Source organism: Bradyrhizobium sp. SZCCHNS30572 (assembly GCF_032484415.1).
Classification (GTDB): Bacteria; Pseudomonadota; Alphaproteobacteria; order Rhizobiales; family Xanthobacteraceae; genus Bradyrhizobium.
Map to the genome: position 1 here is coordinate 532,269 of NZ_JAUESY010000004.1, position 22,566 is coordinate 554,834.

The window sequence follows — 22,566 nt, forward strand, 5'->3', positions numbered from 1 at the left end:
AGACTCGCAAGTTCGGCTGACGGGTTTGGGGGATATGGGGCGGGATATCGTGCTTTGGGCGTCGAAAATCAAGCGCAGCCTGACCATTGCGCCCGGAGGCGCTGTCCGCGGGTGAACCAAGTCACGCGTCAGCCACCCAGCAGCCGGCTGACCAGACGCGCGGCATAATCGACCGTCGGAATCACCCGGGCATAGTTGAGCCGGGTCGGACCGATGACGCCGAGCACGCCGACGATGCGCCCCGTGGCGTCGGAATAGGGCGACACGATCGTCGACGAGCCCGACAGCGAGAACAGCTTGTTCTCCGAGCCGATGAAGATGCGGACACCTTCCGCGCTCTCCGCCCGTCCGAGCAGATCGACGACGCCGCGCTTGGTCTCGAGATCGTCGAACAGCCGCCGGACACGCTCGAGATCTTCGAGCGCATGCAGGTCCTCGAGCAGGTTGGCGTGGCCGCGCACGATGAGCTGCCGCTCGTCGCTGTCCCCTCCGGACCAGCTCGCGACTCCGGCGGCGATCACCTTCTGCGTCAACTGATCGAGCTCAGCACGGTCATGCGCCAGCGCGGTCTCGAGCTCGAGCCGCGCTTCCGCCAGCGTCCGTCCTCTGATGCGGGCATTGAGGAAATTGGACGCCTCGGTCAGCGCCGACGACGGCACGCCCGGCGGCAGGGTCAGGACCCGGTTCTCGACCTGTCCGTCTTCACCGACCAGAACGACGAGCGCGCGCTCGGGCTCGAGCCTGACGAACTCGATGTGCTTCAGGCGGGTGTTGGATTTGGCGGTGAGAACCACGGCAGCGGCACGGGTCAGACCCGACAGCCGGGTCAGCGCTTCGTCCAGCGCCGCTTCGACCGACTGCGCCTGGCCGACGGCCGCGAGCTGGCTCTGGATCGACTGCCGCTCGGCCTCCGTCATGTCACCGACCTGCATCAGGGCGTCGACGAAGAAGCGCAGGCCAGCCTCGGTCGGCAACCGGCCGGCCGAGGTGTGCGGCGCGTAGATCAGGCCGAGCTGCTCGAGATCGGCCATGACGTTGCGCACCGAGGCCGGCGACAGCGGAACCGCGATCAGCCGCGAAATGTTGCGCGAGCCGACCGGTTCGCCGGTCGCCAGATAGCTTTCGACGATCTGCCGGAAGATCTCGCGCGAGCGCTCGTTCAGGTGCGCCAGACCGGCCGGCGGTGTCATCAGGTTGATCGGATCGTGGTGGGCCACCAGATGAACTCCTCCCAGCTGCCTATAATGTGTCCATGCGGCGGCTCGGTGGCAAGCCGGTCGGCGCTCGCGGGCGAAGCCATGATAAACCCTTGCCGCTGCCTGTCCCGGCTCCTACAAGGCCCGTCAAAGTCGGTCTTTCGCGCGCTTTCACGGAGAGAATCATGCGGCCGAGCCGCCGTGCACCGGATGAACTGCGGGCCGTGAGCCTGGAACGCGGCGTCGTCAAATACGCCGAGGGCTCCTGCTTGGTGAAGTTCGGCGACACCCATGTCCTGGTCACCGCCACGCTCGAGGACCGGCTGCCGCCCTGGCTCAAGGGCCAGGGACGCGGCTGGATCACCGCCGAATACGGCATGCTGCCGCGCGCCACGCTGGAACGGACCCGGCGCGAGGCCTCCGCAGGCAAGCAGACCGGCCGCACCGTCGAGATCCAGCGCCTGATCGGCCGCTCGCTGCGCACCGCGATCGACCTGGAAGCGCTCGGCGAGCGCCAGATCACGGTCGATTGCGACGTGCTGCAGGCCGATGGCGGCACGCGCACGGCGTCGATCACCGGCGCCTGGGTGGCGCTGGCCGACTGCATCAAGTGGATGAAATCGCGCAACATGATCAAGACCGAGGTGCTGCGCGCCAACGTCGCCGCAATCTCCTGCGGCATCTACAACGGCACGCCGGTGCTGGATCTCGACTACGCCGAGGACTCCGAGGCCGAGACCGACGCCAATTTCGTCATGACCGGCGACGGCCGCATCATCGAGGTGCAGGGCACGGCGGAGAAGACGCCGTTCACCGAGGCCGAATTCCTGGCGCTGATGGCGCTCGCCCGCAAGGGCGTCGCGCGGCTGGTCGACCTGCAGAAGATGGCGGTCGCGTGAACAGCCCGCACCGCAAGCTCACCGGTCGCATCATCATTGCGACCCACAATCCCGGCAAGCTTGCCGAGATGCGCGAGCTGCTCGCCCCCCATGGCGTCGAGGCGGTGTCGGCCGGCGATCTCGGCCTGGACGAGCCGGACGAGACCGGCGAGACCTTCCAGGCCAACGCCCGCATCAAGGCGGTCGCCGCGGCCAGAGCCGCGCAGCTTCCTGCCTTTGCCGACGATTCCGGCATCGTGGTTCATGCGCTCGATGGGGCGCCGGGGATCTATTCGGCGCGCTGGGCCGGACCGGACAAGGATTTCGGCGGCGCGATGACGCGCATCGAGCGCCTCCTGCAGGAGCGGGGCGCGACTGGTGCCGACAAGCGCAGCGCCCATTTCGTCTCGGCGCTGTGCGTGGCGTGGCCGGACGGTCACGTCGAGGAGGTCGAGGCGCGGGTCGACGGCACCCTGGTCTGGCCGCCGCGTGGCACGGCGGGCTTCGGCTACGACCCGATGTTCCTGCCAGAGGGCCACGACCGGACCTTCGGCGAGATGACCAGCATCGAGAAACATGGCCTGCCGCCGCTCGGGCTCGGCCTGTCGCACCGGGCGCGCGCCTTCGTGAAACTCGCGGAGATCTGTCTTGAGCAGCGCTGACAGCGAAGCGTTCGGCGTCTATGTGCACTGGCCGTTCTGCCTGTCGAAATGTCCGTATTGCGACTTCAACAGCCACGTCCGGCATGCCGCCATCGATCAGGACCGCTTCGCCCGCGCCTTTGCGCAGGAGATCGCGACCACGGCCGCCCGCATTGGGCCGCGCACCGTCACGTCGATCTTTCTCGGCGGCGGCACCCCGTCGCTGATGCAGCCGCAGACGGTCGGCGCCATTCTCGACGCGATCGGCCGGCACTGGCACGTCGCTGGCGATGTCGAGGTGTCGCTCGAAGCCAACCCGACCAGCGTCGAGGCGACCCGCTTTGCCGGCTATCGCGCCGCCGGCGTCAACCGGGTCTCGCTCGGCGTCCAGGCGATGGACGATGCGTCGCTCAAGATGCTCGGCCGCCTGCACACCGCCGAGGAGGCGATGAAGGCGGTCGCGATCGCGCGCCATGCATTCGAGCGCTATTCGTTCGATCTGATCTACGCGCGGCCCGACCAGACGCCGGCGATGTGGACCGAGGAGCTGACGCGGGCGATCGGCGAGGCGGCTGAGCATTTGTCGCTGTATCAACTGACCATCGAGGAAGGCACGCCGTTCTTCGGCCTGCACGCCGCGGGCAAGCTGAAGACGCCGGACGAAGGCCTGGCGCGCACCTTGTACGACGTCACGCAGGAGATCTGTGGCCGTCACGGACTGCCGGCCTATGAGATTTCCAATCACGCCCGGCCCGGCGCGGAGTGCCGGCACAACCTCGTCTACTGGCGCGGCCACGAATATGCCGGCATCGGCCCGGGCGCCCATGGCCGCCTCGACATCGGCGGCATCAGGCACGCGACCGCGACCGACAAGCGGCCGGAGGCCTGGCTGATGCGGGTCGAGTCCAACGGTCATGGTGTGATGACCGACGACGAGCTCAACCGCGAGGAGCGCGCCGACGAATTCCTGCTGATGGGGCTGCGACTGGCCGAGGGCATCGACCCGCAGCGCTACGCAAGGATCTCCGGCCGCACGCTCGATCCGCGCCGCATCGCGCTGCTGCGCGAGGAGGGCGCGATCGCGGTCGATCCGGACGGGCGGCTGCGCGTGACCCAGGACGGCTTTCCGGTGCTCGACGCGGTCGTCGCCGACCTCGCCGCCTGAGAAGTGCTGCGACTCACGTCGCGCTGAAACTCTTCGGCGCGCCGGCGACCGCCTGTCCGCCACCCGAACCGACGCGCATCACCGCAAGCCCGCGCTCATTGGTGCCGTCGCTGCGGAACCGGAACAGCCCGTCGATGCCGGCGAAGCCGGATGCATTGGTCAGGACATCGGGCGCGAAACGCTGGTTGCCCTGGGTGCGCGCCAACGCGGCCACGAGCGCCACCGCATCATAGGCGAGGGTCGCCGTACGTACGGGATCGCCGCCGAATCGCGTCCGGTAGCGGCCGGCAAAGGCGCGGAAGCCGGAGGGATCCGGCGCGGCATAGAGGCCGCCCTGCAGGCTGGCGCTGGCATAGACGCGCGGATTGTCCCACAGCCCTGTGCCGAGCAACTGGATGTTGCGCAGATTGGCGCCGGCAGCGGTCAGCGCATCGGCCGTCGCCGCGACCGATTCGCCGTCATCGGCCAGCAGCAGCGCATCGGCGCCGCCGAGCGCCTGCGCCACCGTGCGCGCAGGCCCGTTGCGGTCGCCGGAATATTTCTCGAATGCCACGATGCGTCCGCCGCGGCGGCTGACCGCGGTCTTGAACGCCCCCTCGACGACGGTGCCGTAGGCATTGTCGGGCAGCAGCGCCGCGAACGAGCGTTTGCCGACGCTGGCGGAATATTCGACGATGCGGCTGGCATCGGACTCCGGCAGGAAGCTGAGCAGATAGACGCCGCGCCCCGCCACACTCGAATCGGTCGAAAAGGCGATGACCGAGATGTTGCGCGCGCGCGCCACCTGAGCCGTCGCCGGCACTGAGCCCGCGAACAGGGGGCCGAGAATGATCTCGGCGCCTTCGTCGCAGGCCTGCTGCGCGCCCTGCTGCGCCCCTTGCGGGCTGCCGGCGTCGTCCTTGATCAGGAGCTGGATGTTGGGGTTCTGAAACTCGGCCAGCGCCATCTCGGCGGCGTTCTTCATCGATTGCGCGGCGACGCCGGCATTGCCCGACGCCGACAGCGGCAGAATCAGCCCGACCTTGACCTGGCCGTTGCCGGCCACCGCCGGCTGCTGCGGCGGTCCCGCCGGCGCGGTCGGCTGCTCGAACGGATTGAAGCCCTGCTGGACGTTGGAGCACGCCGACAGCAGCGGCGCGCCGACAATCAGGCCCAGCGCCGTTCGCCGGGCGACCCCATGGGGTCCCGGACCGAGAGAGTTGGGATGACGCGGGCCCACCATGGCATCTCTTCGTTCGGCCGAGTCCGGCCAGAAGTTCCCCAAACGCACGTCCCGCAGGCCGTGCAGATTCACTCATATTGTCGACGAATAGTTAAGCAAAACAAAAGGCTGTCAGCGCCACACAGCCGATCAATTCGACGTTTTGCACGGCCTATCCCCTGCTCGTACACACCCTCATCGAGGTGCAGCTTCGAACTTGAAGCTGCGATGAACGGCCCCCCCGTGCCGATCGGCACTTCAAAATCGCTGCGCGGCTGTTCCCCTGTGGCAATCCCGCGGCAGGCCCTTTAAATTACCTCGATGGGCGCGAAGGCAATCCCCAAGACGTCGCCGGATGACGGCAAATCTTCCACCACGTCGACCTATCTGGTGGCGGGGCAGATCGTTGCGGCGCCCAAGGCGCGGCCTGGATTGCATCTGGTGGCGACCCCGATCGGCAATCTCGGCGACATCACGCTGCGCGCGCTGGAAACCCTGGCCGGCGCCGACCTCATCTTGTGCGAGGACACGCGAATCACCCGGCGCCTGACCGAGCGCTACGGCCTCAGCGCGGAACTCGCAGCCTATCATGAGCACAATGCCGAAGCCGTCAGACCCAGGATCCTGCAGCGCCTCGCCGAAGGCGCGGCCATCGCGCTGGTGTCCGACGCCGGCACGCCGCTGATCTCCGATCCCGGCTACAAGCTGGTGCGCGAGGCGTGTGAGGCCGGGCATGTTGTCACCGCGCTGCCGGGACCTTCCGCCGTGCTCGCGGCGCTCAGCGTGGCCGCGCTTCCGACCGACCGCTTCTTCTTCGAGGGGTTCCTGCCGGCCAGGCAGCAGGCGCGGCGTACGCGGCTGTCCGAGCTCGCGCGGATCGACGCGACGCTGGTGCTGTTCGAAGCCGGCAACCGGGTGCAGGAGACGCTGGCCGACCTCGCCGATGCCATGGCGGGACGTCAGGCCGCGATCTGCCGCGAGCTCACCAAGCTGCACGAGGAGGTGCTGCGCGGCGCCATCGGCGATCTCGCTGCGGAGGCCGGCGATCTCGAAACGCGCGGCGAGTTCGTGCTGGTGATCGGTCCGCCGCCGCGCGGCGCCGGGGTGCTGACGCCGGATGCGCTCGACGCCGTGTTGAAGGATCTGCTGCAGCGATCGAGCGTCAAGGATGCCGTGATGCATGCCGTCGAGCTGTCCGGCCGGCCGCGCCGCGAAGTCTATGCGCGCGCGCTCGAGCTGGTGAAGGACGCGCGGTCAGGGTCGGCCGATGGCGAAGACTGAGCGCGTCTCCCCTGACAAGCCGGCGAAGACGGCGGCACCCGAACGCGTCGCCGCCTTCCGCACCGGATTATCGGCGGAAGCCCGCGCCGCAGCGCTGCTGATCGCCAAGGGCTATCGCATCCTCGCCAAACGCTTCCGCACGCCCCAAGGCGAGATCGACATCATCGCGCGCAGGCGCGGCCTGGTTGCCTTCGTCGAGGTCAAGGCGCGTGCCTCGCTCGACGATGCCGCCTATGCGGTGACGCCGCGCCAGCAGCAGCGCATCATCGATGCCGCGCAGGCCTGGTTGATGGCGCATCCCGACCATGCCGAATTGGAGCTGCGCTTCGACGCGATTCTGGTTGCGCCGCGCAGCCTGCCGCGCCATCTGGTAGCGGCGTTCGACGCCAGCACCTGACATGAACTGATTGCAGAGAGCAGGGACCTGCCCATGAAACTGAACGTCGCCGTCCAGATGGACCCGATCGCGCGCATCAACATCCGCGGCGACTCGACCTTCGCGATGCTGCTCGAAGCGCAGCGGCGCGGCCATGGCCTGTGTTACTATACGCCCGACAAGCTGTCGCTGCGCGGCGGCGAGCTCTATGCGCCGGTGCAGGCGCTGACGGTGCGCGACCAGGTCGGCGACCATTTCACGCTCGGCGAACCGAAACCGACCGCGCTGACATCCTTTGATGTCGTGCTGCTGCGGCAGGATCCGCCGTTCGATCTCGCCTACATCACCTCGACGCATTTCCTCGAGCGCATCCATCCGAAGACGCTGGTGGTCAATGATCCCGCAAGCGTCCGCAACGCGCCGGAAAAGCTGTTCGTGATGAACTTCCCGCAACTGATGCCGCCGACCTTGATCTCGCGCGATCTCGACGAGATCAACGCCTTCCGCGATCAGCACGGCGCTGTCGTGATGAAGCCGCTGCATGGCCATGGTGGCGCGGCGGTGTTTCGGGTGATGCCGCAGGATATGAATTTCGGCTCGCTGTTCGACATGTTCTCGGTGACGTTCAAGGAGCCCTGGGTGATCCAGCGCTTCCTCCCCGAGGTGAAGCACGGCGACAAGCGCATCATCCTGGTCGACGGCGAGTTCGCCGGCGCCGTCAACCGCGTGCCGGCAGCAGACGATCTGCGCTCCAACATGGTGCGCGGCGGCGCCGCGCAGGCCACCGATCTCAGCGCACGCGAGCGCGAGATCTGCGACACGCTCGGTCCGGAATTGCGCGCGCGCGGCCTGCTGCTGGTCGGCATCGACGTGATCGACGGCAACCTCACCGAGATCAACGTGACGTCGCCGACCGGCATCCGCGCGATCTCGCGGCTCGGCGGACCCGACATCGCCGCCCGCGTATGGGACGTCATCGAGAGCAAACGGCGCTGATCAGGCGCCGTCCCACATGGCTGGGGATAAGGCCAACCAACGCGGTCAGTCCGATGCGTCCGAGGCGATGCGGAATCGCTGACATCGCCGCAATTCATGGTATGACGCGGGTCTCATGCGTCTCGTCCTGACCACCTGGAACATCAACTCGGTGCGCCTGCGCATCGACCTCGTCGCCAAGCTCATCAAGCAGGTCAGGCCCGATGTGCTGTGCCTGCAGGAGACCAAGTGCATCGACGACGCCTTTCCGCTGAAGCGCTTCAAGAGGCTCGGCTATGAGCACGTCGCGCTGAACGGGCAGAAGGGCTATCACGGCGTCGCCGTGATCTCGAAATGGCCGTTCGAGGAGACCAACGTCCGCACCTTCTGCGACAAGGTGGATTCGCGCCACATCACGGTGGCGTTCGGCGAAAAGGCGCAGCTCGCGCAGCCGCTGGTGCTGCACAATTTCTATGTGCCCGCAGGCGGCGACATTCCCGACCCCGCGCTCAATCCGAAATTCGAGCACAAGCTGCAATTCCTCGACGAAATGAAGGCGTGCGAGCCGCTGCATCCACGCGGCGACGACCGGCATATCCTGGTCGGCGATCTCAACGTCGCGCCGCATGAGCACGATGTCTGGTCGCACAAGCAGCTCCTGAAGGTGGTGTCGCACACGCCGATCGAATGTGAAAAGCTGTTGGCGGCGCAGACCCATGGCGAATGGGTCGATGTCGCTCGCGAGCGCATCCCGATGTCGGAGAAGGTCTACACCTGGTGGAGCTACCGCGCGGCCGACTGGACCGTCGGCGATCGCGGCCGAAGGCTCGACCACATCTGGGTGTCACGCGCACTGAAGGACCGGGTCAGCGATTTCAGGATCCTGCGCGACGCCCGCAGCTGGGAGCGGCCGTCGGATCACGTGCCGGTCACGGTGACTCTGGACGTGTCGTAGCGGACCCGCGCGGTCACGAAGTCAGCTTGGCCCCGGCCGCCATGATGTCGTTGGCGATTCGGCTGGCGCGGTGGGCGAACTCGTCGCGCAGCCGGCGCGCCGCCTTGGCGTCGCTTTCCAGCACACGCTGAAACAGGCTGCGCGAGATCCGCACCACGGTCGAATATTCCAGGGCCGTCGCGGTCGCCGGGCGCCGCATCTCGACCAGCAGCGCCAGCTCGCCGATCAGCATGGTCGGCGTGGCGACGATCTCGGCACCGACCTCGTCGCTGATGCGCAACGACCCGCGCTGCACGACATAGCCGCAATCGGCGGTGTCCCCCTCGCGGAACAGGGTCTCTCCGCTCTGGATGTTACGCTGCTCGGAGCCGATGGCGATCATGCGCAGCGAGTCGCTTCCCAGCAGGCGCAATGTTGGGACCCGCTCCAATAGCGCAATATCGTCTTCGATCGACATCAAGGGCCCGGGGAAGGCTGAATGGAACCAATATCATAAATGGCGAAACCGCCATCCCCGAACCTATCACGGTACCAACTTGTAGCCACCGGCCTCCGTCACCAGAATCTCCGGATTCGCGGCATCTTTCTCGATCTTCTGCCGCAGACGGTAAATGTGCGTTTCCAGCGTGTGGGTGGTGACGCCGGAATTGTAGCCCCAGACCTCCTGCAACAGCGTCTCGCGCGACACCGGCTGCTGGCCGGCGCGGTACAGGAAGCGCAGGATCGCCGTTTCCTTCTCCGTCAGGCGGACCTTGCGGGCGTTGGCGCCGGTCAGCATCTTCGAGCCCGGCCGGAAGCTGTAGGGGCCGACCGAGAACACCGCGTCCTCGCTGGCCTCGTGCTGGCGAAGCTGGGCCCGGATGCGTGCCAGCAGCACGGCGAAGCGGAAGGGCTTGGCGACATAGTCGTTGGCGCCGGATTCGAGCCCGAGAATCGTGTCCGAATCGGTATCGTGCCCGGTCAGCATGATGATCGGCGCCTTGAAGCCGCCCTTGCGCAGGGACCGCACCACTTCGCGGCCATCGGTGTCGGGCAGGCCGACGTCCATCAGAACCAGGTCGGGTGAATTGGCCTTTGCGGCGGTGGCGCCTTTGGCGCCGGTATCGACGGCCTGGGCTTCGAACTCGTCATGCAGCGAGAGCTGCTCCATCAGGGCATCGCGCAGATCGGTGTCGTCATCCACGATCAGGATCTTGCGGGCATTGGCCATTGTACAATCCTCTAGGTGGCGCCGGCGGGATCGGATGGGTGGCGCCGTCAACGGTGGGCAAACAGGCTCATCAGCCCTGTTCCGTCTTGAAGTAGGGGGCTGTTACCGATTCACAAGCGCCCGGGACTCTACTCCAGAATTGAGCAGGGATTGAGATGATTGTCCTGTTCGACCCTCGCGGCGGACCATTTGCCGACATTAAGGCAATTACCGGGCAATCCATGGCAATGAAAAGGCACGTTGTTTCATGTCGTTAGCGAAGGTGAAGCCTGGCATGCCAGCATCGCGGATCTCGATTCGCACCAAAGCCGGGTCGCGGCAGCGCGGCTGGCTCCATGTCTGGGGCCATGTCATTCCGGTGGCGCTCGGGCGCGGCGGCGTCCTGGCCAACAAGCGCGAGGGAGATGGCGGCACCCCCCGAGGGACCTTCCGGCCCCGGCGGCTGTGGTGGCGGGCCGATCGTCATTCGCGTCCGCGCACCTTTCTGCCGATCCGGCCGATTGGCCCGGAGGATGCGTGGTGCGAGGACCCGGCCGACCGGCACTACAACCAGGCGATCCGGCTGCACGGCGACCATCCCGGAGACCGGCTGGCGCGCCAGGACCATCTGTACGATTTCATCATCGAGATCGACCACAACACGCGGCCGCGGATCGCGGGCCGCGGCAGCGCCGTGTTCCTGCATCTGGCGCGGCCGAATTTCGGCCCGACCGCAGGCTGCGTGGCCATGACCCGGCCGGCGATGCTGCGTCTGTTGCAAAGAATCGGTCCGCGCACCAGAATCGTCATCGAATGAGAAGCGAGTTGGGGGAGGACGTCATGCGCGCACCGGATCAGCCAGCCAGCGCCGCTGGCATCCTGCGCCAGCATTGGAGCGAAGGCAGCAAGCTGGCAGAGCTGCCGACTGAGCTGCGTCCGAGAGATCGCGCCGAAGGCTATGCCATCCAGGCCGAGCTCGAGCGCCACTCGCCCAAGCCATTATTTGGCTGGAAGATTGCGGCGACCAGCGAGGCCGGCCAGCGCCATATCAATGTCGCCGGTCCGATGGCCGGGCGGATCCTGGCCGAAACGGTGCTGCCGGTCGGCGGCACCGCATCGATGGCCGGCAACGCGATGCGGGTCGCCGAGCCGGAATTCGCCTTCCGCCTCGGACGCGATCTGCCGCCCAGACCGACACCTTATGATGTCGCGGAGGTGCTGGCCGCGGTCGACACGCTGCACCCCGCGATCGAAATTCCCGATTCGCGGTTCGCCGACTTCGTCAGCGCCGGCGAGGCGCAACTGATCGCCGACAATGCCTGCGCGCATCTGTTCGTGCTGGGCGAGGCCGCCACCGCCGACTGGCGCAGCCGCGACCTGATCGCGGAGCGGCCGCGCATCGCGCTGCGTGGCGAGACCTTCATCGGCCACGGCCGCAACGTGCTCGGTGATCCGCTGATAGCGCTGGCCTGGCTGGTCAACGAGCTCAGCGCGCTCGGCGTGCCCGCGCGGGCAGGGCAGGTGGTCACGACCGGCACCTGTCATCCGCCGCTGCCGATCGGCAGCGGGGACCACATGGAGGCCGATTTCGGCGATCTGGGGCAGGTATCGGTGCGGTTCGAGTAGGGACCGGCCGCGACCGCGCCCCCCTTCAGCGATGCCCGAAGATCGCCGAGCCGACCCGCACATGCGTGGCGCCGAACTGGATGGCGGTGGCGAAATCGGCGCTCATGCCCATCGAGAGATGCGCGAGGCCGTTGCGGGCGGCGATCTTGGCGGTCAGCGCGAAATGCGGCCCCGGTGCTTCATCGACCGGCGGAATGCACATCAGTCCTGAAATCGCCAGCCCGTAATCCGTGCGGCAGGCGGCGATGAAGGCGTCGGCGTCGCCGGGCGCGATGCCCGCCTTCTGCGGCTCCTCGCCGGTATTGATCTGGACGAACAGCTGCGGATGCCGGCCCTGGGCGGAAATCTCCTTGGCAAGCGCCACGCACAGGCTTGGCCGGTCCACCGAATGGATGGCGTCGAACAGCGCGACCGCCTCCTTGGCCTTGTTGGATTGCAGCGGCCCGATCAGGTGCAGTGCGAGCCCCGGATGCGCGGCCATCAGCGGCGGCCACTTGGCTTTGGCTTCCTGAACGCGATTTTCACCGAACGCGCGCTGTCCGGCCGCGATCACCGGCTCGATCGCGTCGGCATCGAAGGTCTTCGACACAGCGATCAGCGTGACCGAGCCGCGATCGCGTTTGGCGTCGCGGCAGGCGCGCAGAATCTCCTGCTCGACGGCGGCGAGCGCGGACGGCGAGGACGAGGTTGAGGCGTTCGATTCATCAGGCACGATGGCGTCCGTCGGTAGATTTACGGGTTTGGCTGCAATTTTACAGAGTTCGAGAAAGGGTTCTTGAGCCCTTCTCCTTACCCTTCACGGCCGGGGGTAGGGGGAAGAAATGCCAAGCATCCGGTTCAATCGCAATAGAGTGAAGCTGAACCGGCTGATGGGGATCCGCGCCCGGCTGGCGCTGCTCGCCCTGATCCTGGTCGCGCCGCTGATGCTGGAACGCGCGCGCTCGCTGGAAAGCGCCAGGACAAGGCAGATCGCACTCGCATCGGAGGAATTCTCCGGCCTCGCCCGGCAAAGCGCCGACATGCAGCGCGAGGTCATCATGTCGGTGGAGACGGTGCTGAAGTCGACGGCCTATGTCCGGGCGTCGAGCACCGGCGTGAGCCGCAGCTGCGACATGATGCGCGCCAGCCTGCCGGCGACCCTGCCGTGGATCCGCACCCTGATGATCGCCGGCCGCGACGGCCGCATCCAGTGCTCGACCAACAACCAATATGTAGGGCTCGATTTCAGCGACCGGCCGTATTTCCGTGGCGCCCAGGAATCACGTGATTTCGTGTTCAGCGACTACCTGCTGTCGAAGCCGTCGCACGTGCCGATCGTCATGGCCGCCTATCCGGTCGGCGCTATCACCGGCGAGCCGGACGCGGTGATGCTGGCGAGCGTGAACCTGGAATGGATGTCCAAGATCATGAACAATCTTGGCGGCCGCCCCGGCATCACGGCGGTGCTGGTCGACAGCGAAGGAACCGTGCTGGCGGCGCCCGCCGACCGCAACGAGCTGATCGGCCGGCCGCTCGACAGCGTGCCGTTGTTGTCGGCCGTTGCCGAGACCGCCCTGAGTTCGGGGAAGCCGAGCGAGACGATGAGTTTCACGGCGGCGGATGGTTCTAAGCGCGCGATCACCTTCACTCGGATCGCCGACACCGGATCGCGGCTGATCGTCAGCATCGATGAGACCCGCGTCACCGCCGCCATCGACCGCGAGATCCGCAACGCCTATCTGCAGGCTGGCCTCGTCTGCCTGATCGTGCTGCTCGGCGCGCTGATCGCCGCCGAGAAGCTGATCGTGAAGCCCGTCAGCATGCTCGCCGCGACCGCCAAGCGCTTCGGCCACGGCCACTGGTCGGCGCGCGTCACCACCAAGCATCTGCCGTCGGAGTTCGTTCCGCTGGCAAAGTCCTTCAATGCGATGGCCGCCAAGCTCGGCCAGCGCGAGCGCGAGCTGGTCGCCGCCAATGACCGGCTGACGGTGATGGCGTCGATCGACATGCTCTCGGGCCTCGCCAACCGCCGCGGCTTCCAGAACCGCATCGACGTCGAATGGAGCCGCGCGCAGCAGGCCGGCACCGAGCTGTCGCTGCTGATGATCGACGTCGACCACTTCAAGCTCTACAACGACACCTATGGGCACCCTGAGGGTGACGCCTGCCTGTCACGTCTCGGCGAGACGCTGTCGCAGATCGCCGGCGCCATGACGGCTTTCGCCGGCCGCTATGGCGGTGAGGAGTTCTGCCTGTTGTTGCCGGGCATGGGTGCCAGAGAGGCGCTCGCGGTCGGCGAGCAGGTGCGCGCCACGGTGCTGGAGCTCGAGCTGCCGCACGCGACGTCGGCGCATCGGTGCGTCACCGTGAGCGTCGGTGTCGCCTCGACCCGGCCGAACGAGTCGCTGATGCCCTCCGACCTGATCGAAGCCGCCGATGCCGCGCTCTATGCGGCCAAGCATCGCGGCCGCAACACGGTCATCGCGCATGGCTTCGCGGATGTCGCGGATGTCAGGAGCGGCGTGGCACGCGCAGGATAGGGCTGCGGCTGCGGCCTGCGATCAGCCGACCGCGAGCTTCTGGTCGAGCTCGAGCTCGGTGACCACGCGGTTGCGGCCGAGCTTCTTGGCGAGATACAGCGAGCGGTCGCAACGGTCGATCAGATCAGCCATCGATTCGCCGAACTGGAACTGGCCGACGCCGATCGACACCGTGATCTGCGGCAACACCTCGCCGGTCGAGCGCCGCGTGAACTGACAATCGGCGATGGTGCGCCGGATGCGCTCGGCGATGACAGTACAACCTTCGAGGTCGGTCTGCGGCAGCACCGCGATCAGTTCCTCGCCGCCGTAGCGTGCGGGAAGATCCTTGTCGCGGACGCGCTCGCGCAATGCCTTGGCGACAAGGCGCAGCACCTGATCGCCGACGCCATGGCCGTAATTGTCGTTGAACTTCTTGAAGTGGTCGACGTCGATCAGGAGAACGCTGAGCGGTTCGTCGCGCTCCATCGCCTCGACCTGCGCATGGCGGAAGAACTCTTCGAGCGCGCGCCGGTTCGGCAATCCGGTCAGCGTGTCCGTGCGTGCGCGCTGCTCCGACTTGTTGAGCGAGTCTCGGATGGTGTCGAGCTCGCGTGACTTCTCGGCAAAGCTCGCTTCGAGTTTCGCCGCACGCGCGGTCGCCTGGGCGAGCTCGCTGACCAGGTTCTCGATCAGGATCTTCGGATCGACGCCCTGCTCGCTGCGTTCGGCGACGCCATCGATCGCCGCCATGTGTGTGCGGTTGTCGGCGATCGCGGCCGTCAGATACTGCTTGGCGGAGTCCATCACGCCATGCAACTGCTGCGAGACTTTGTGGACGACAGCCGCTTCCGTACCCTGCTGGCCGATGTACGTGTCGAACAGCGCCTGGTTGGTGGTCTTGTCGAACTTGCGCTTGTTGCTGACCAGGATGTCGACGGCGCGCTTGAGATCCGACGCCGAGCCCAGTGAGTACTTGAACCACAGATGGAAGTTGTTAGGCGTCGGTGGCACGCGCTGTTGAGCCATGGATTTCATGGCCTTTTCCGCGACCGTCGTCGCGTACTCGAAGTCAAGCTCGTCGAACGTAGCGCCGGACACGATGTGGAGTGATCCCAGATGCGGGCTGATGCCTGGATGTATGCACTCAGTCTCCCATTCAAGTCTTAACCGTGCCTCAATCGAACCTTCGACACTGCCGGCAGAGGCTGCAAAAAAACTCACGATTACCGTCGCTTAGCGGATGCCCAAAATGGTATCATCATCTGTCGCCCCATTGACCGGGCTGCCGCTTTTGTGGCCTAGTCCGCCGTCTTCAAACGACGCGAATCCTCGAAAATTACAAGCGATTCCATGACATCCGAACGCTACAACGCCCGTGAAGCCGAGCCGCGCTGGCAGCGCCAGTGGGACGAAAAGGCGATCTTCGCCACCAGGAACGACGATCCGCGTCCGAAATACTACGTGCTCGAGATGTTTCCCTATCCGTCGGGACGCATCCATATCGGGCATGTCCGTAATTATACGCTGGGCGACGTGCTGGCGCGCTTCATGCGTGCCAAGGGCTTCAACGTGCTGCACCCGATGGGCTGGGACGCGTTCGGCCTGCCGGCCGAGAACGCCGCGATCGAGCGCAAGGTGGCGCCCAAGGCGTGGACCTACGACAATATCGCGGCGATGAAGAAGCAGCTGCGCTCGATCGGCCTGTCGCTCGACTGGGCGCGCGAGTTCGCGACCTGCGATCCATCCTACTACAAGCACCAGCAGAAGATGTTCCTCGACTTCATGCAAGCGGGGCTGGTCGAGCGCGAGAAGCGCAAGGTGAACTGGGATCCGGTCGACATGACCGTGCTCGCCAACGAGCAGGTCATCGACGGTCGCGGCTGGCGCTCCGGTGCGGTGGTCGAACAGCGTGAGATGAACCAATGGGTGTTCAAGATCACGAAGTACTCGCAGGAGCTGCTGGACGCGCTCGATGGTCTCGACCGCTGGCCCGACAAGGTGCGGCTGATGCAGCGCAACTGGATCGGCCGCTCCGAAGGCCTGCTGATCCGCTTCGCGCTGGATCCCAAGACGACGCCGGCGGGCGAGACCGAATTGAAGATCTTCACGACGCGGCCGGACACGCTGTTCGGCGCCAAGTTCATGGCGATCTCGGCGGACCATCCGCTGGCGCAAGCCGCGGCCGCCAAGAACCCGGAGCTCGCCGCGTTCGTCGCCGAGATCAAGCGGATCGGCACCGCGCAGGAGGCGATCGACACCGCGGAGAAGCAGGGCTTCGACACCGGCATCCGCGCCGTGCATCCGTTCGATCCGAGCTGGACCTTGCCGGTCTATGTCGCGAACTTCGTGCTGATGGAGTACGGCACCGGCGCCATCTTCGGCTGCCCGGCGCATGACCAGCGCGACCTCGACTTCGTCAACAAATACAATCTCGGCAACACGCCGGTGGTCTGCCCCGAGGGTCAAGACCCGGCGAGCTTCGTCATCACCGACACCGCGTTCGACGGCGACGGCCGCCTGATCAATTCGCGCTTCCTCGACGGCATGACGATCGCGCAGGCCAAGGACGAGGTCGCCAAGCGGCTGGAGACCGAGCAGCGCGCTGGCGCCGCCGTCGGCGAGCGCCAGGTCAATTTCCGGCTGCGCGATTGGGGCATCTCGCGCCAGCGCTATTGGGGCTGCCCGATCCCGGTGATCCACTGCCCGACCTGCGATGTCGTGCCGGTGCCGGCCAAGGACCTGCCCGTGGTGCTGCCGGACGACGTCACCTTCGACAAGCCGGGCAATGCGCTCGACCACCATCCGACCTGGAAGCACGTCACCTGCCCCGCATGCGGGGGCAAGGCGCAGCGTGAGACCGACACCATGGACACCTTCGTGGATTCGTCCTGGTACTTCGCGCGCTTCACCGATCCATGGAACGAGACCGCGCCGACGACGCCGGCCGTGGCCAACCGGATGATGCCGGTCGACCAGTATATCGGCGGCGTCGAGCACGCGATTCTGCATCTGCTCTACAGCCGGTTCTTCACCCGCGCGATGAAGGCCACCGGCCACGTCGCGATGGACGAGCCGTTCGCCGGCATGTTCACACAGGGCATGGTGGTCCACGAGACCTATCAGAAGGCCGACGGCACCTACGTCAACCCGGCGGAGGTCAAGATCGAGATCGGCGGCAACGGCCGCCGCGCCGTGCTGGCCGCCACCGGCGAGGACATCACGATCGGCCCGATCGAGAAGATGTCGAAGTCGAAGAAGAACACCGTCGACCCCGACGACATCATCGAGAGCTACGGCGCCGACGTCGCGCGCTGGTTCATGCTGTCGGACTCGCCGCCGGACCGCGACGTGATCTGGAGCGACGAGCGGGTGCAGGGCGCGGCGCGCTTCGTCCAGCGGCTGTGGCGGCTGGTCAACGAATCGGTCGCGGCAGCGGCCGAGGCCCCCTCCTCCCGCCCGGCCGCGTTCGGCCCCGACGCGCTGGCGCTGCGCAAGGCTGCCCACGGCGCCCTGGACAAGGTGACCGGCGGCATCGAGCGGCTGCACTTCAACGTCTGCCTGGCGCATATCCGCGAGTTCGCCAATGCGCTGGCCGACGTCCTGGCGCGGCCGGCCAAGCCGGCGGCCGACCTGGCCTGGGCGATTCGTGAGGCCGCCGGGATCCTGGTGCAGCTGTTCTCGCCGATGATGCCGCATCTGGCCGAAGAATGCTGGCAGGTGCTGGGCCAGACCGGGCTGATCTCGGAGGCCTCCTGGCCGCAAATCGAACGAGATTTGCTGGTTGAGGACAGCATGACCCTGGTCGTCCAGGTCAACGGCAAGAAGCGCGGAGAAGTCACAGTCGCCAGCAACGCGCAGAATCCGGAAATTGAGGCTGCCGTTTTGGCCCTCGATGCAGTAAAACTGGCGCTGGATGGCAAACCCGTCCGCAAGGTGATCATTGTTCCCAAGAGGATCGTGAATGTCGTCGGCTAGGTTTCGGATCGCTGCTCGGCTTGTTGCCGTGGCCGCTTTGGCCGCGCTGACGGCAGGCTGCTTCCAGCCGATGTATGCAGAGCATACCGACGGCACGCCCGGCCTGCGCGAAAAGCTGATGGGCATCGAGCTGCCGCCGGTCGACAAGCCGAACGCCTCGCCCGAGGCGCGCATCGGCGTCGGCATCCGCAACGCGCTCGCCTTCAAGCTGTACGGCACCGCAACCGGCACGGCGCCGACCCACAAGCTGGTGCTGCGATTGCAGACCAGCCGGTCCTCGCTGATCGTCTCACAGACCACCGGCCTGCCGACCACCGAGAATGTCGGCCTCGACGTGCAGTACAATCTGGTCGAGTTGGCGACCAACAAATCGGTCATGACCGGAACGACCTTCGCGCGCACCTCCTATGACATCCCCGGCTCGTACCAGCGCTTCGCCCGGCAGCGGGCCTTCCGTGACGCCGAGGATCGCGCCTCCGAGGAGGTCGCCGAGAAGATCAAAACGCGGCTCGCGGCCTATTTCACCGCGGGCACCTGACGCACGGCTGACATCGCCGTGGTCGCGCTGCGCGGACGAGACATCGATGCCTTCCTGGCCAAACCGGACGCCACTCGTCCGCTGATCCTGTTGTACGGTCCGGATACCGGCCTGGTTCGCGAGCGTGCCGAGGCCCTCATCGCTTCGGCCGTCGACAACCCCGATGATCCCTTCTCCGTGGTCAGGCTCGACGGTGACGAGCTCTCCGCGGAGCCATCGCGCCTCGTCGACGAAGCCATGACCGTGCCGCTGTTTGGCGGCCGCCGGGCCATCCGGGTGCGCGCTGGCTCGCGCAATTTCGCCAGCGGCGTCGAGACGCTCAGCGAGATGAACGTGCGGGACTGCCGCATCGTGATCGAGGCCGGCGACATCCGCCCCGATTCGCCACTGCGCAAGATTTGCGAGAAGGCCAGAACGGCGGTGGCGATCGGCTGCTACCCGGACACCGAGCGCGATCTCGCCAAGCTGATCGACGACGAATTGCGCTTGGCCTCGCTGCGCATCTCTCCGGAGGCCCGCGCCTATCTGATGGCGCTGCTCGGCGGCGACCGCCAGGCCTCCCGCAACGAGCTGCGCAAGCTGACCCTGTTCGCCCACGGCGAAGGCGAGGTGACGCTCGACCATGTGATGGCCGTGGTCGCCGACGCCTCGGAGATGAAGCTCGATCCGATCGTTGACGGCGCCTTCGGCGGCAAGCCGGAAATGGTCGAGACCGAGTTCGGCAAGGCGATGATCGCGGGCACCTATCCCGGCGTCATCATCTCCGCCGCGCAGCGACATGCCGCATGGCTGCATAAATCGGCGCTCGCCGTCGCTTCCGGCACGCCAGTCTCGTCCATCCTCGAAGGCGGCTTCCCCCGGCTGCACTTCTCGCGCAAGCCGAGCGCCGAGACGGCGCTGCGCAATTTCTCCCCTGCCCGCCTGCTGCCGATCATCGACCAACTGGCGACAGCCGCGCTCGACATGCGCAAGCAGCCGGGATTGGCGGCAGCGATCGCGCAGCGGACGCTGCTGTCGATCGCGGTCGCGGCACGGCGGAAGGGGTGATGGTCAGTGCGCCGGCTCCCTGAATACGGCGTCGAGAACTTCAGCCCGAGTGGACCCGAGATCGCTCTCCAACCTCAGCCGTCATTCCGGGGCGCCCGAAGGGCGAGCCCGGAATCCATCGGGCTACAGGATCTGCTGAGAGATGGATTCCGGGTTCGTGCTGCGCACGCCCCGGAATGACGGAGGAGAGAGTCGTGTGCTCGCTTTGGCAATCGCGACGAAAAACACAGCCGTAGCTCTTCCAAATTATTAGCTCGTCATGCCCGGGCTTGACCCGGGCATCCATCCGCTTCGTCCAAAAAAATGGATGGCCGGGTCAAGCCCGGCCGTGACGTAGGTGAGAGCGGAGCAACGAACTCATGGAGGCCCGAGGCACAGCCGCGGCGGCGCAATGAGCGCCACGACCTAACAACCTAGCCCTGCTCCAGCCGGCGCATCACCTCGTCGAGCTGCTCGAGGCTGCGGTAGGTGATCTGCACCGTGCCGCCGGGGTCGCGGTGGCTGATCGACACCGAAAGGCCGAGTGCATCGCCGACGCGCTTCTCCAGCGCGATGGTGTCGGCGTCCTTCTTCTCCGCCGGCGCGCTGCCGCTGCTGCGCGGCTTCTGCGGCTTGCGTTCCGGCACGCCCTCCTCATGCGCGAGCGCCTCGGTCTGCCGGACGTTCAGCCCTTCCGCGATGATCTTCTTCGCCGCCGACATCGGATCCGGCAGGTTGATCAGCGCTCGCGCATGGCCGGCCGAGATCTGCCCGGTCGCGATGAAGCCCTGCACCTCGGCCGGCAGCTTGGTCAGCCGCATCATGTTGGCGACGTGACTGCGGCTCTTGCCGACGATCTTGGCGATGTCTTCCTGGTTGCGTTTGAACTCGTTGGCGAGCGCGTGATAGCCCTGCGCCTCCTCCATCGGATTGAGATCCTCGCGCTGCACGTTCTCGATGATCGCGAGCTCCAGCGCATCGCTGTCGCTGACATCGACCGGAACGATCGGCACCTCGTGCAGGCCGGCGGCCTGCGAGGCGCGCCAGCGCCGCTCGCCGGCGATGATCTCATAGCGGTCGTGCTGGCCCTTCACCGGACGCACCACGATCGGCTGGATCACGCCATGCTGCTTGATCGAGGCCGAGAGCTCGGCGAGCTCGCCGTCGGAAAACGTCTTACGCGGATTGCGCGGGTTCGGCTTGAGGAATTCGATCGGCACCTTGCGCTGATTGCGCGGCCGCTCCGGCGGCGCGCCGGCCTCGCGGCCGACGTCACCGATCAGACTTGCGAGACCCCGGCCCAATCGCGATCGCGACTCGTCGGCCATCGCCTTCTCCTTTGGATTCACGTCACGCTCCGCTTGCGTCTGCTGCCGAACGGGTCCCGCCGGCACAATGAACGAGGGAGCGGATTCATTTCGGAATCCGCTGCCGTCCTCGAATGAGATCCGGGCGACGAGGTCCCCCGGAGCAGAGGCAAAGTCAGTTCGTGCGCAGGTCACGCTCGCGCTGAATGACTTCGGTCGCGAGCTTGAGATAGGCCTCGCTGCCGACGCACTTCAAGTCGTAGACCAGCACCGGCTTGCCGTAGGACGGCGCTTCCGAGATGCGCACGTTGCGCGGGATCATCGTGTTGTAGACCTTCGATCCCATGAACTGGCGGACGTCGGCGACCACCTGGTTCGACAGGTTGTTGCGCGAGTCGAACATCGTCAGCACGATGCCGTGGATCGAGAGGTTCGGGTTCAAGGTCGAGCGCACCTGCTCCACGGTCTGCAACAGCTGCGACAGACCTTCGAGCGCGAAGAACTCGCACTGCAGCGGCACCAGGATCGCGTCGGACGCGGCCATCGCATTGACCGTCAGCAGGTTCAGCGACGGCGGACAATCGACCAGCACGTAGGTGTAGTCGTTCTCCGGCGAGACGTTGTTGTTGAGGCCGGCGATCGCATCGCGCAGACGGAAGGCGCGGTTGGCGGTGGAGCCGAGCTCGAGCTCGAGCCCCGACAGGTCCATCGTCGAGGAGGCGATGTGCAGCCGCGGCACGGCCGTCGCAACGACGGCGTCGCGCAGCGAGGCCTCGCCGATCAGCACGTCATAGGTCGAGCAGTTGCGGCTGCCACGGTCGATGCCGAGGCCGGTCGAGGCGTTGCCCTGCGGATCGAGATCGACGATCAGCACCCGCTCGCCGATCGCGGCCAGCGCCGTACCGAGGTTGATCGCGGTCGTGGTCTTGCCGACCCCGCCCTTCTGATTGGCGAGCGCCAGGATGCGCGGATGCCCCTCCGGGTGAGGAGCCCTATCTTCTTGATAAATCTGATCAATTACGGCCATGCGCGATCGCCATTGGTTGTCGTCTTGACGGAATTCAGCTCTGTCGCTCGATGCAATCGATTGCGACGATCCAGCCCTGCCCGCCCGTCCGGCTGGAGTGAAGTTTCGACTCAATTTTCCAATACTTAGTAGATTCGGTCAATTCCGCTTCTACATCTTGACCCTTGAGAAACAGCGCTTTCGCGCCTTTTTTCACCAAGGGCTCCGCAAAGCCGATGAGCTGATGTAGCGGAGCAAGCGCGCGTGCGGTCACGCAATCGACTCGCCCGCCCCACTTCTCCACGATATCCCCGATCTCTGACAAATGCACGATCCCCGGAGCGCCGGTGACGCGAATTGCCTCGCGCAGGAAGGCGGCCTTCTTGGCGTTGCGCTCGACCAGATGGACCTGGGCACCATCCCGCTCGGCCAGGGCGCAGGCGAGGACGACGCCCGGGAAGCCGCCGCCGCTGCCGAGATCAATCCAGATCCGGGCGTCGGGCGCGAGGTCCAGGAGCTGAAGCGAGTCGGCGATGTGGCGCGTCCAGAGATGCGGCAAGGTCGACGGCGCGATCAAATTGGTCTTCGCCTGCCACTCCAGCAGCAGTGCGACGTAGCGATCGAGACGCTGCTCCGTTTCACGTGAAACGGGAGTCAGCGCGAGCGCTGCCGCCTTGTCCGATTCGATCATCTTGGATGCCACCGCTGGCGATGCCTGTTTCACGTGAAA

22 protein-coding genes are annotated in these 22,566 nt (G+C 66.2%); 13 read left to right on the forward strand and 9 right to left on the reverse strand.

Going from position 1 to position 22,566, the window contains the following annotated elements:
• Positions 1 to 128 precede the first annotated feature (128 nt).
• On the reverse strand, positions 129 to 1,217 hold the full coding sequence (gene hrcA / locus QX048_RS13620; protein ID WP_315716823.1) for a heat-inducible transcriptional repressor HrcA: 1,089 nt from the start codon (positions 1,215 to 1,217) through the stop codon (positions 129 to 131).
• Between the two features lie 164 nt (positions 1,218 to 1,381).
• On the opposite strand from hrcA, the gene rph reads away from it, so the two are divergent.
• From rph to hemW, 3 genes are read left to right on the forward strand one after another with little or no spacing between them, the layout of a single operon-like run.
• Complete coding sequence (gene rph, locus QX048_RS13625; RefSeq protein ID WP_315716822.1) at positions 1,382 to 2,095, forward strand: ribonuclease PH; 714 nt, start codon at positions 1,382 to 1,384, stop codon at positions 2,093 to 2,095.
• Positions 2,092 to 2,736 (forward strand): RdgB/HAM1 family non-canonical purine NTP pyrophosphatase, encoded by a 645-nt coding sequence (gene rdgB / locus QX048_RS13630; RefSeq protein ID WP_316173481.1) that lies wholly within the window; start codon positions 2,092 to 2,094, stop codon positions 2,734 to 2,736. The genes rph and rdgB overlap by 4 nt, the downstream gene beginning before the upstream one ends.
• Positions 2,723 to 3,880: a radical SAM family heme chaperone HemW gene (hemW, locus tag QX048_RS13635; RefSeq protein WP_316173479.1), complete on the forward strand. Its 1,158-nt coding sequence runs from the start codon at positions 2,723 to 2,725 to the stop codon at positions 3,878 to 3,880. Before rdgB ends, hemW begins: the two co-directional genes overlap by 14 nt.
• Positions 3,881 to 3,893: 13 nt before the next feature.
• Here the strand turns inward: hemW and QX048_RS13640 are convergent, their stop codons facing one another.
• Entirely contained in the window at positions 3,894 to 5,102 is a 1,209-nt protein-coding gene (locus QX048_RS13640) for a penicillin-binding protein activator (protein ID WP_316170007.1), read from the reverse strand.
• A 300-nt stretch (positions 5,103 to 5,402) separates the two neighbouring features.
• Here QX048_RS13640 and rsmI point away from each other — a divergent pair, with 300 nt between their 5' ends.
• The 4 genes from rsmI (at position 5,403) to QX048_RS13660 (ending at position 8,668) form a co-directional block, all read left to right on the forward strand.
• Positions 5,403 to 6,362: a 16S rRNA (cytidine(1402)-2'-O)-methyltransferase gene (gene rsmI, locus QX048_RS13645; protein ID WP_315716818.1), complete on the forward strand. Its 960-nt coding sequence runs from the start codon at positions 5,403 to 5,405 to the stop codon at positions 6,360 to 6,362.
• Positions 6,349 to 6,759, forward strand: coding sequence for a YraN family protein (locus tag QX048_RS13650; protein ID WP_315716817.1), 411 nt, complete (start codon positions 6,349 to 6,351; stop codon positions 6,757 to 6,759). Before rsmI ends, QX048_RS13650 begins: the two co-directional genes overlap by 14 nt.
• Positions 6,760 to 6,792: 33 nt before the next feature.
• Positions 6,793 to 7,734 carry a glutathione synthase gene (gene gshB / locus QX048_RS13655; protein WP_315716816.1) on the forward strand — a complete coding sequence of 314 codons (942 nt, stop codon included), beginning with the start codon at positions 6,793 to 6,795 and terminating at the stop codon, positions 7,732 to 7,734.
• 115 nt (positions 7,735 to 7,849) lie between these two features.
• Positions 7,850 to 8,668, forward strand: coding sequence for an exodeoxyribonuclease III (locus tag QX048_RS13660; protein ID WP_315716815.1), 819 nt, complete (start codon positions 7,850 to 7,852; stop codon positions 8,666 to 8,668).
• 13 nt (positions 8,669 to 8,681) lie between these two features.
• Here QX048_RS13660 and QX048_RS13665 read toward each other — a convergent pair whose 3' ends face one another.
• The gene (locus tag QX048_RS13665; RefSeq protein ID WP_315716814.1) at positions 8,682 to 9,125 is read right to left on the reverse strand and encodes a cyclic nucleotide-binding domain-containing protein; all 444 of its coding nucleotides are present in this window, start codon (positions 9,123 to 9,125) and stop codon (positions 8,682 to 8,684) included.
• A gap of 66 nt (positions 9,126 to 9,191) precedes the next feature.
• Positions 9,192 to 9,878 (reverse strand): response regulator transcription factor, encoded by a 687-nt coding sequence (locus QX048_RS13670; RefSeq protein ID WP_315716813.1) that lies wholly within the window; start codon positions 9,876 to 9,878, stop codon positions 9,192 to 9,194.
• Between the two features lie 274 nt (positions 9,879 to 10,152).
• Between QX048_RS13670 and QX048_RS13675 the strand changes: the two genes are divergently transcribed.
• Positions 10,153 to 10,674 (forward strand): L,D-transpeptidase, encoded by a 522-nt coding sequence (locus QX048_RS13675; protein ID WP_315825687.1) that lies wholly within the window; start codon positions 10,153 to 10,155, stop codon positions 10,672 to 10,674.
• A gap of 23 nt (positions 10,675 to 10,697) precedes the next feature.
• A complete protein-coding gene (locus QX048_RS13680; protein ID WP_315825688.1) occupies positions 10,698 to 11,483 on the forward strand; it encodes a 2-keto-4-pentenoate hydratase in 786 nt (261 codons plus the stop codon).
• A gap of 25 nt (positions 11,484 to 11,508) precedes the next feature.
• Here the strand turns inward: QX048_RS13680 and QX048_RS13685 are convergent, their stop codons facing one another.
• A complete protein-coding gene (locus QX048_RS13685) occupies positions 11,509 to 12,195 on the reverse strand; it encodes a YggS family pyridoxal phosphate-dependent enzyme (RefSeq protein WP_316166397.1) in 687 nt (228 codons plus the stop codon).
• Positions 12,196 to 12,304: 109 nt separating this feature from the next.
• Between QX048_RS13685 and QX048_RS13690 the strand changes: the two genes are divergently transcribed.
• Positions 12,305 to 14,002 (forward strand): diguanylate cyclase domain-containing protein, encoded by a 1,698-nt coding sequence (locus QX048_RS13690; RefSeq protein ID WP_315825690.1) that lies wholly within the window; start codon positions 12,305 to 12,307, stop codon positions 14,000 to 14,002.
• A 21-nt stretch (positions 14,003 to 14,023) separates the two neighbouring features.
• Here the strand turns inward: QX048_RS13690 and QX048_RS13695 are convergent, their stop codons facing one another.
• Positions 14,024 to 15,010: a GGDEF domain-containing protein gene (locus QX048_RS13695; RefSeq protein WP_315825825.1), complete on the reverse strand. Its 987-nt coding sequence runs from the start codon at positions 15,008 to 15,010 to the stop codon at positions 14,024 to 14,026.
• Positions 15,011 to 15,334: 324 nt separating this feature from the next.
• On the opposite strand from QX048_RS13695, the gene leuS reads away from it, so the two are divergent.
• Genes leuS through holA form a run of 3 tightly spaced genes read left to right on the forward strand, consistent with a single transcriptional unit; the run spans position 15,335 to position 19,544 of the window.
• A complete protein-coding gene (gene leuS / locus QX048_RS13700) occupies positions 15,335 to 17,959 on the forward strand; it encodes a leucine--tRNA ligase (protein WP_316159332.1) in 2,625 nt (874 codons plus the stop codon).
• Positions 17,946 to 18,497 carry an LPS assembly lipoprotein LptE gene (gene lptE, locus QX048_RS13705; RefSeq protein WP_315716807.1) on the forward strand — a complete coding sequence of 184 codons (552 nt, stop codon included), beginning with the start codon at positions 17,946 to 17,948 and terminating at the stop codon, positions 18,495 to 18,497. The genes leuS and lptE overlap by 14 nt, the downstream gene beginning before the upstream one ends.
• Before the next feature lie 18 nt (positions 18,498 to 18,515).
• The gene (gene holA / locus QX048_RS13710; protein ID WP_315750509.1) at positions 18,516 to 19,544 is read left to right on the forward strand and encodes a DNA polymerase III subunit delta; all 1,029 of its coding nucleotides are present in this window, start codon (positions 18,516 to 18,518) and stop codon (positions 19,542 to 19,544) included.
• A gap of 413 nt (positions 19,545 to 19,957) precedes the next feature.
• On the opposite strand, the gene QX048_RS13715 is transcribed toward holA, so the two are convergent.
• The 3 genes from QX048_RS13715 to rsmG form a co-directional block, all read right to left on the reverse strand.
• Positions 19,958 to 20,851 carry a ParB/RepB/Spo0J family partition protein gene (locus QX048_RS13715; RefSeq protein WP_315716956.1) on the reverse strand — a complete coding sequence of 298 codons (894 nt, stop codon included), beginning with the start codon at positions 20,849 to 20,851 and terminating at the stop codon, positions 19,958 to 19,960.
• Between the two features lie 154 nt (positions 20,852 to 21,005).
• Positions 21,006 to 21,857 (reverse strand): ParA family protein, encoded by an 852-nt coding sequence (locus tag QX048_RS13720; RefSeq protein WP_315716805.1) that lies wholly within the window; start codon positions 21,855 to 21,857, stop codon positions 21,006 to 21,008.
• A 34-nt stretch (positions 21,858 to 21,891) separates the two neighbouring features.
• Entirely contained in the window at positions 21,892 to 22,560 is a 669-nt protein-coding gene (gene rsmG, locus QX048_RS13725) for a 16S rRNA (guanine(527)-N(7))-methyltransferase RsmG (protein ID WP_410051880.1), read from the reverse strand.
• Between the last annotated feature and the right edge of the window lie 6 nt (positions 22,561 to 22,566).

What these genes read in the sequence shown, in the direction of transcription:
- QX048_RS13690 (WP_315825690.1), top strand. Translation starts at nt 12,305, where the DNA reads ATGCCAAGCATCCGGTTCAATCGCAATAGAGTGAAGCTGAACCGGCTG.
- QX048_RS13640 (WP_316170007.1), bottom strand. Translation starts at nt 5,102, where the DNA reads ATGGTGGGCCCGCGTCATCCCAACTCTCTCGGTCCGGGACCCCATGGG.
- gshB (WP_315716816.1), top strand. Translation starts at nt 6,793, where the DNA reads ATGAAACTGAACGTCGCCGTCCAGATGGACCCGATCGCGCGCATCAAC.
- QX048_RS13670 (WP_315716813.1), bottom strand. Translation starts at nt 9,878, where the DNA reads ATGGCCAATGCCCGCAAGATCCTGATCGTGGATGACGACACCGATCTG.
- QX048_RS13715 (WP_315716956.1), bottom strand. Translation starts at nt 20,851, where the DNA reads ATGGCCGACGAGTCGCGATCGCGATTGGGCCGGGGTCTCGCAAGTCTG.
- QX048_RS13675 (WP_315825687.1), top strand. Translation starts at nt 10,153, where the DNA reads ATGCCAGCATCGCGGATCTCGATTCGCACCAAAGCCGGGTCGCGGCAG.
- QX048_RS13695 (WP_315825825.1), bottom strand. Translation starts at nt 15,010, where the DNA reads ATGGCTCAACAGCGCGTGCCACCGACGCCTAACAACTTCCATCTGTGG.
- rsmI (WP_315716818.1), top strand. Translation starts at nt 5,403, where the DNA reads ATGGGCGCGAAGGCAATCCCCAAGACGTCGCCGGATGACGGCAAATCT.
- QX048_RS13650 (WP_315716817.1), top strand. Translation starts at nt 6,349, where the DNA reads ATGGCGAAGACTGAGCGCGTCTCCCCTGACAAGCCGGCGAAGACGGCG.
- QX048_RS13665 (WP_315716814.1), bottom strand. Translation starts at nt 9,125, where the DNA reads ATGTCGATCGAAGACGATATTGCGCTATTGGAGCGGGTCCCAACATTG.
- QX048_RS13660 (WP_315716815.1), top strand. Translation starts at nt 7,850, where the DNA reads ATGCGTCTCGTCCTGACCACCTGGAACATCAACTCGGTGCGCCTGCGC.
- leuS (WP_316159332.1), top strand. Translation starts at nt 15,335, where the DNA reads ATGACATCCGAACGCTACAACGCCCGTGAAGCCGAGCCGCGCTGGCAG.
- rph (WP_315716822.1), top strand. Translation starts at nt 1,382, where the DNA reads ATGCGGCCGAGCCGCCGTGCACCGGATGAACTGCGGGCCGTGAGCCTG.
- QX048_RS13720 (WP_315716805.1), bottom strand. Translation starts at nt 21,857, where the DNA reads ATGGCCGTAATTGATCAGATTTATCAAGAAGATAGGGCTCCTCACCCG.
- lptE (WP_315716807.1), top strand. Translation starts at nt 17,946, where the DNA reads ATGTCGTCGGCTAGGTTTCGGATCGCTGCTCGGCTTGTTGCCGTGGCC.
- QX048_RS13680 (WP_315825688.1), top strand. Translation starts at nt 10,698, where the DNA reads ATGCGCGCACCGGATCAGCCAGCCAGCGCCGCTGGCATCCTGCGCCAG.